The sequence below is a fragment of the Pseudomonas sp. GW821-FHT07G06 genome, assembly GCF_058986625.1.
The window spans coordinates 526,835-533,852 of sequence record NZ_JBYSVW010000003.1; the positions used below are offsets into that span (position 1 = coordinate 526,835).

Annotated in this window: 5 protein-coding genes; all 5 read left to right on the top strand. The window is 62.5% G+C overall.

Features of this window, described 5'->3' with window-relative positions; all coding sequences use genetic code 11:
* Positions 1–19: 19 nt before the first annotated feature.
* The 5 genes from AC3WJW_RS09060 (at position 20) to AC3WJW_RS09080 (ending at position 6,925) form a co-directional block, all read left to right on the top strand.
* Positions 20–772: a TraX family protein gene (locus AC3WJW_RS09060; RefSeq protein WP_493725782.1), complete on the top strand. Its 753-nt coding sequence runs from the start codon at positions 20–22 to the stop codon at positions 770–772.
* Between the two features lie 266 nt (positions 773–1,038).
* The gene (gene glyA / locus AC3WJW_RS09065) at positions 1,039–2,292 is read left to right on the top strand and encodes a serine hydroxymethyltransferase (RefSeq protein ID WP_015097125.1); all 1,254 of its coding nucleotides are present in this window, start codon (positions 1,039–1,041) and stop codon (positions 2,290–2,292) included.
* A gap of 23 nt (positions 2,293–2,315) precedes the next feature.
* Entirely contained in the window at positions 2,316–3,566 is a 1,251-nt protein-coding gene (locus AC3WJW_RS09070; protein WP_007980419.1) for a sarcosine oxidase subunit beta, read from the top strand.
* Between the two features lie 15 nt (positions 3,567–3,581).
* Positions 3,582–3,911 (top strand): sarcosine oxidase subunit delta, encoded by a 330-nt coding sequence (locus AC3WJW_RS09075; protein WP_007980417.1) that lies wholly within the window; start codon positions 3,582–3,584, stop codon positions 3,909–3,911.
* Positions 3,908–6,925: a sarcosine oxidase subunit alpha gene (locus AC3WJW_RS09080; protein WP_102700714.1), complete on the top strand. Its 3,018-nt coding sequence runs from the start codon at positions 3,908–3,910 to the stop codon at positions 6,923–6,925. Before AC3WJW_RS09075 ends, AC3WJW_RS09080 begins: the two co-directional genes overlap by 4 nt.
* The last annotated feature ends 93 nt before the right edge of the window (positions 6,926–7,018 follow it).

Here is a 7,018-nt window from a genome sequence, read left to right on the forward strand (position 1 = left end):
ACAGTGTCGAAGGGCAATTATGCACGTGACAACGCAGGAGATCATGCACAAGACCATGCAGTTAAAGCAGCGCGACGGGGCACTGGATCTCCTCAAGTGGCTGGCGCTTTTGAGCATGCTGCTCGATCACCTGCGATATATCGGTTATTCCGCCGATTGGTTGTATGTGCCGGGACGCCTGGCGTTTCCGTGGTTCTGCCTGGCGATGGCGGCCAATCTGGCGCGCGAGCGGACTGCGACGACCGGTGGCCAGTGGCGCTATCTGGGTTGGTTGTTGCTGTTTAGCGCGGTGAGTGAAGTTCCCTACCGGATGTTCATTCCCCATCCCGACACCTTGAACGTGCTGCCCACCCTTGCCCTGGGCTTGCTGGTGGTTCGTGGCTGGCAGCAGCCGGCGCTTGTATCGCGACTGCTGGCAGCTGGCGCGGTCTTGCTGGCGGCGTTTTTCTCCCAGCGATTGATGTTCGGGTTCTTTGGTGTGTTGTTGCCGTGGGTGATGCTGCTGGTGTTCCGACGACCCTCGTATTTCGCTCTGGTGGCGGGGCTGGTCTGTCTGGCGGCCAATCAATGGCAGGTGCTGTATCACGCCGCACGGCTGGGCAATCACGCGGCCATTCCGGCCATCGCCGCTTGTCTGATTGCGCCATGGCTCGGGCTGTTCTTGTTGCGACATGCCAAGGGCGTAAATCCACCACCGATGCGGCGCTGGGCGTATGCGCTCTATCCGGCGCATTTCCTCATTCTTCTGGCCTTACGCGAGTCTCTCGCATAACCCTGTAGGAGCTGCCGCAGGCTGCGATCTTTTGATCTTGAGCTTCCGGCGCCGACGAAGACGCCAAAAGATCGCAGCCTTCGGCAGCTCCTACAGAGGCATACGTATCCCTGCTTGGCAGTCCATGTCGTAAACGCACCTTTGCGTGGCGCCCGTAGGCATTTGACGACTCCAAGCCAGTCATACCATCGCTACCAAAGGGCACTGCCGAAAAGCCAGTGCCTCACCGAGACGAATGGCGCACCGCCGCCGCTGGGAGAGACGCGATGTTCAGCAAGCAAGACCAGATCCAGGGTTACGACGATGCACTGCTGGCGGCGATGAATGCCGAGGAGCAACGTCAGGAAGATCACATCGAGCTGATCGCGTCGGAGAACTACACCAGCAAGCGCGTGATGCAGGCCCAGGGCAGCGGCCTGACCAACAAATACGCCGAAGGTTACCCGGGCAAGCGCTACTACGGTGGCTGCGAGCACGTCGACAAGGTCGAGGCGCTGGCCATCGAGCGCGCCAAGCAACTGTTCGGCGCCGATTACGCCAACGTCCAGCCGCACTCCGGTTCCTCGGCCAACAGCGCCGTGTACCTGGCCCTGCTGCAAGCCGGCGACACCATCCTCGGCATGAGCCTGGCCCACGGCGGTCACCTGACCCACGGCGCCAAAGTGTCGTCCTCGGGCAAGCTGTACAACGCGGTGCAGTACGGCATCGACACCAAGACCGGTCTGATCGACTACGACGAAGTCGAGCGCCTGGCCGTCGAGTGCAAGCCGAAGATGATCGTTGCCGGTTTCTCGGCCTACTCCAAGACCCTCGACTTCCCGCGCTTCCGCCAGATCGCCGACAAGGTCGGTGCGCTGCTGTTCGTCGACATGGCCCACGTTGCCGGTCTGGTCGCCGCCGGTCTGTACCCGAACCCGCTGCCTTATGCCGACGTGGTCACCACCACCACCCACAAGACCCTGCGCGGTCCGCGTGGCGGGCTGATCCTGGCCAAGTCCAACGAAGAAATCGAGAAGAAGCTCAACGCGGCGGTTTTCCCGGGTGCCCAGGGCGGCCCGCTGATGCACGTGATCGCCGGTAAGGCGGTGTGCTTCAAGGAAGCGCTGGAGCCTGGCTTCAAGGCTTACCAGCAACAAGTGATCGACAACGCCCAGGCCATGGCCGGCGTGTTTATCAAACGCGGCTACGATGTAGTGTCCGGCGGTACCGACAACCACCTGTTTCTGGTCAGCCTGATCCGTCAGGGCCTGACTGGCAAGGACGCGGATGCCGCCCTCGGTCGCGCCCATATCACTGTGAACAAGAACGCTGTGCCGAACGATCCGCAGTCGCCGTTCGTGACCTCCGGCCTGCGCATCGGCACCCCGGCGGTGACCACGCGCGGCTTCAAGGTGGCCCAGTGCGTGACGCTGGCCGGCTGGATCTGCGACATCCTCGACAACCTCGGCGATGCCGATGTCGAGGCCAATGTCGCCGAGCAAGTGGCAGCCCTGTGCGCGGACTTCCCGGTTTATCGCTGAGTGCAGTTTTGGAGTAAATGACTATGCAACGCTACTCGGGCTTCGGCCTCTTCAAACACTCTCTCAGCCACCATGAAAACTGGCAGCGCATGTGGCGCACGCCGACCCCGAAAAAGGTCTACGACGTGGTCATCGTCGGCGGTGGCGGGCATGGCCTGGCCACGGCTTACTACCTGGCCAAGGAACACGGCATCACCAACGTGGCCGTGGTCGAGAAAGGCTGGCTGGGCGGCGGTAACACCGCGCGCAACACCACCATCGTCCGCTCCAACTACCTGTGGGACGAGTCGGCCCACCTGTACGAACACGCGATGAAACTGTGGGAAGGCCTGTCCCAGGACCTGAACTACAACGTGATGTTCTCCCAGCGCGGCGTCTACAACCTGTGCCACACCCTGCAGGACATCCGTGATTCCGAGCGTCGGGTCAGCGCCAACCGCCTCAATGGTGTGGACGGCGAACTGCTCGATGCCAAGCAAGTGGCTGACGAGATCCCGTACCTCGACTGCTCGAAAAACACTCGCTACCCGGTGATGGGCGCAACCGTCCAGCGTCGCGGTGGCGTGGCCCGTCACGATGCCGTGGCCTGGGGCTTTGCCCGGGCCGCCGACGCCCTCGGCGTGGACCTGATCCAGCAGACCGAAGTGATCGGTTTCCGCAAGGAAAACGGCGTGTGCATCGGCGTGGAAACCAACAAGGGCTTCATCGGCGCCAAGCGCGTCGGCGTCGTGACTGCCGGTAACTCCGGGCACATGGCCAAGCTCGCCGGTTTCCGCCTGCCGATCGAATCCCACCCGCTGCAAGCGCTGGTGTCCGAGCCGATCAAGCCGATTATCGACAGCGTGATCATGTCCAACGCCGTGCACGGCTACATCAGCCAGTCCGACAAGGGCGACCTGGTGATCGGTGCCGGTATCGACGGCTACAACGGCTACGGCCAGCGTGGTTCGTACCCGGTGATCGAGCACACCATCCAGGCCATCGTCGAGATGTTCCCGGTGCTGTCCCGCGTGCGCATGAACCGTCAGTGGGGCGGCATCGTCGACACCACCCCGGATGCCTGCCCGATCATCTCGAAAACCCCGGTACCGAACATGTTCTTCAACTGCGGTTGGGGCACCGGCGGCTTCAAGGCCACACCTGGCTCGGGCAACGTGTTTGCCGCAAGCCTGGCCAAGGGCGAAATGCACCCATTGGCCGCACCTTTCTCCATCGACCGTTTCCACAACGGTGCGCTGATTGACGAACACGGCGCTGCTGCCGTCGCCCACTAACAGGAGAAATTTCCTATGTTGCATATCTTCTGTCCTCACTGCGGCGAACTGCGCTCCGAAGAGGAATTCCATGCATCCGGCCAGGCGCACATCCCGCGTCCTCTGGACCCGAACAGCTGCACCGACGAGGAGTGGGGCGACTACATGTTCTTCCGCGACAACCCGCGGGGTCTGCACCACGAGCTGTGGGATCACGTCGCCGGTTGCCGTCAGTACTTCAACGTCACCCGCGACACCGTGACCTACGAGATTCTCGAAACCTACAAGATCGGCACCAAGCCACAATTCACCGACAAGACCGATAGCCCGAAAGCGGCCAGTACGGCTCTGGGAGAGAAGGTATGAGCCAGATCAATCGCCTGTCCAACGGCGGACGGATCGACCGCAACAAAGTCTTGAGCTTCACCTTCAACGGCCAGAACTACAAAGGCTTCGAAGGCGATTCCCTGGCCGCTGCACTGCTGGCCAACGGCGTCGACATCATCGGTCGCAGCTTCAAGTATTCCCGTCCGCGCGGCATCTTCGCCGCCGGTGCCGAAGAGCCGAACGCGGTGCTGCAGATCGGCGCCACCGAAGCCACGCAGATCCCGAACGTGCGCGCCACGCAACAGGCGCTGTATCAAGGCCTGGTCGCCACCAGCACCAATGGCTGGCCGAGCGTGAACAACGACATGATGGGGATTCTCGGCAAGGTCGGCGGCAAGCTGATGCCGCCGGGTTTCTACTACAAAACCTTCATGTACCCGCAATCGTTCTGGATGACTTACGAGAAGTACATCCGCAAGGCTGCCGGCCTGGGCCGCTCGCCGACCGAGAATGATCCGGACACCTACGACTACATGAACCAGCATTGCGACGTGCTGATCGTGGGCGCTGGCCCTGCCGGCCTGGCGGCTGCACTGGCGGCTGCGCGCAGCGGTGCCCGTGTGATTCTGGCTGACGAACAGGAAGAGTTCGGCGGCAGCCTGCTCGACTCCCGCGAAAGCCTCGATGGCAAGCCGGCGACCGAGTGGGTCGCCAGCGTCATCGACGAACTGAAGAACACCCCGGACGTGCTGCTGTTGCCGCGCGCCACCGTCAATGGCTATCACGACCACAACTTCCTGACCATTCACGAGCGCCTGACCGATCACCTCGGCGACCGCGCACCGATTGGCCAGGTGCGTCAGCGCATTCACCGGGTTCGTGCCAAGCGCGTGGTGCTGGCGACCGGCGCTCACGAGCGTCCACTGGTCTACGGCAACAACGACGTGCCGGGCAACATGCTCGCTGGCGCCATCTCGACCTACGTGCGTCGTTACGGTGTGGCACCGGGCAAGAAGCTGGTGCTGTCGACCAACAACGACCACGCCTACCGCGTTGCCCTGGACTGGCTCGACGCCAGCCTGCAAGTGGTGGCCATCGCCGACGCCCGCAGTAACCCACGCGGTGCGCTGGTGGAAGAGGCGCGTGCCAAAGGTATCCGCATCCTCACCGGCAGCGCCGTGATCGAGGCCCGTGGCAGCAAGCGCGTGACCGCTGCCCGTGTGGCAGCCATCGATGTCAAGGCCCACGCCGTGACCAGTCCTGGCGAATGGCTTGAATGCGACGTAGTGGCCAGTTCCGGTGGTTACAGCCCGGTGGTTCACCTGGCTTCGCACCTGGGTGGCAAGCCGATCTGGCGCGAAGATATCCTCGGTTTCGTACCGGGTGAAGCGCCGCAGAAACGCGTATGCGTCGGTGGCATCAACGGTGTCTTCGGCCTTGGCGATTCTCTGGCTGACGGTTTTGAAGGTGGCGCCCGCGCCGCTGCCGAAGCCGGGTTCCAGACGATTGAAGGCGTGTTGCCAAAAGCCCTGAGCCGTCTCGAAGAGCCGACCCTGGCGCTGTTCCAGGTACCCCATGAAAAGAACACCGCACGGGCGCCGAAGCAATTCGTCGACCTGCAAAACGACGTCACCGCTGCCGCCATCGAACTGGCGACCCGCGAGGGCTTCGAGTCGGTCGAGCACGTCAAGCGCTACACCGCACTGGGCTTCGGCACCGATCAGGGCAAGCTCGGCAACGTCAATGGTCTGGCCATCGCCGCCCGTTCGCTGAACGTGACCATCCCGCAGATGGGCACCACCATGTTCCGTCCGAACTACACGCCGGTGACTTTCGGCGCCGTGGCCGGTCGTCACTGTGGGCACATCTTCGAACCGGTACGTTACACCGCGCTGCATCAATGGCACCTGAAAAACGGCGCCGAGTTCGAGGACGTCGGCCAGTGGAAACGTCCGTGGTACTTCCCGAAATCCGGTGAAGACCTGCATGCCGCGGTGAAGCGCGAATGCAAAGCCGTGCGCGACAGCGTCGGCCTGCTCGATGCTTCGACCCTGGGCAAGATCGACATCCAGGGCCCGGACGCCCGCGAGTTCCTCAACCGCGTCTACACCAACGCCTGGACCAAGCTCGACGTGGGCAAGGCGCGTTACGGCCTGATGTGCAAAGAAGACGGCATGGTGTTCGACGACGGTGTGACGGCCTGCCTGGCCGACAACCATTTCGTCATGACCACCACCACCGGCGGCGCGGCTCGTGTGCTGCAGTGGCTGGAGCTGTACCACCAGACCGAATGGCCGGACATGAAGGTGTACTTCACCTCCGTCACCGACCACTGGGCAACCATGACCCTGTCCGGGCCGAACAGCCGCAAGCTGCTCAGCGAAGTCACCGACATCGACTTGAGCAGCGAAGCCTTCCCGTTCATGACCTGGAAAGAAGGCCTCGTCGGCGGTGTGCCGGCGCGGGTGTTCCGGATTTCGTTTACCGGTGAGCTGTCGTACGAAGTCAACGTGCAAGCCGACTACGCCATGGGCGTGCTGGAAAAAATCGTCGACGCCGGCAAGAAGTACAACCTGACGCCGTACGGCACCGAAACCATGCACGTGCTGCGGGCCGAGAAGGGCTTCATCATCGTCGGTCAGGACACTGACAGCTCGATGACCCCGGACGACCTGAACATGGGCTGGTGTGTCGGTCGCACCAAACCGTTCTCTTGGATCGGCTGGCGAGGCATGAACCGTGAAGACTGCGTGCGTGATCAGCGCAAACAGCTGGTTGGCCTGAAGCCGATCGATCCGACCAAATGGCTGCCGGAAGGTGCGCAACTGGTGTTCAACACCAAGCAAGCCATCCCGATGACCATGGTGGGTCACGTGACTTCCAGTTACCTGCACAACTCCTTGGGCTATTCGTTCGCCATGGGTGTGGTCAAGGGTGGGTTGCAGCGGATGGGCGAGCGAGTGTTCGCACCGCTGGCCGACGGCAGCGTGATCGAGGCGGAAATCGTTTCTTCGGTGTTCTTCGATCCGAAAGGCGAACGCCAGAACGTTTAAGGCTCGGGTCCTGTGGGGTGCCGGCTGCCGCTTTCGCGAGCAGGCTCGCTCCCACAGGAGATCGCGTACCCCTTGTGGGAGCGAGCCTGCTCG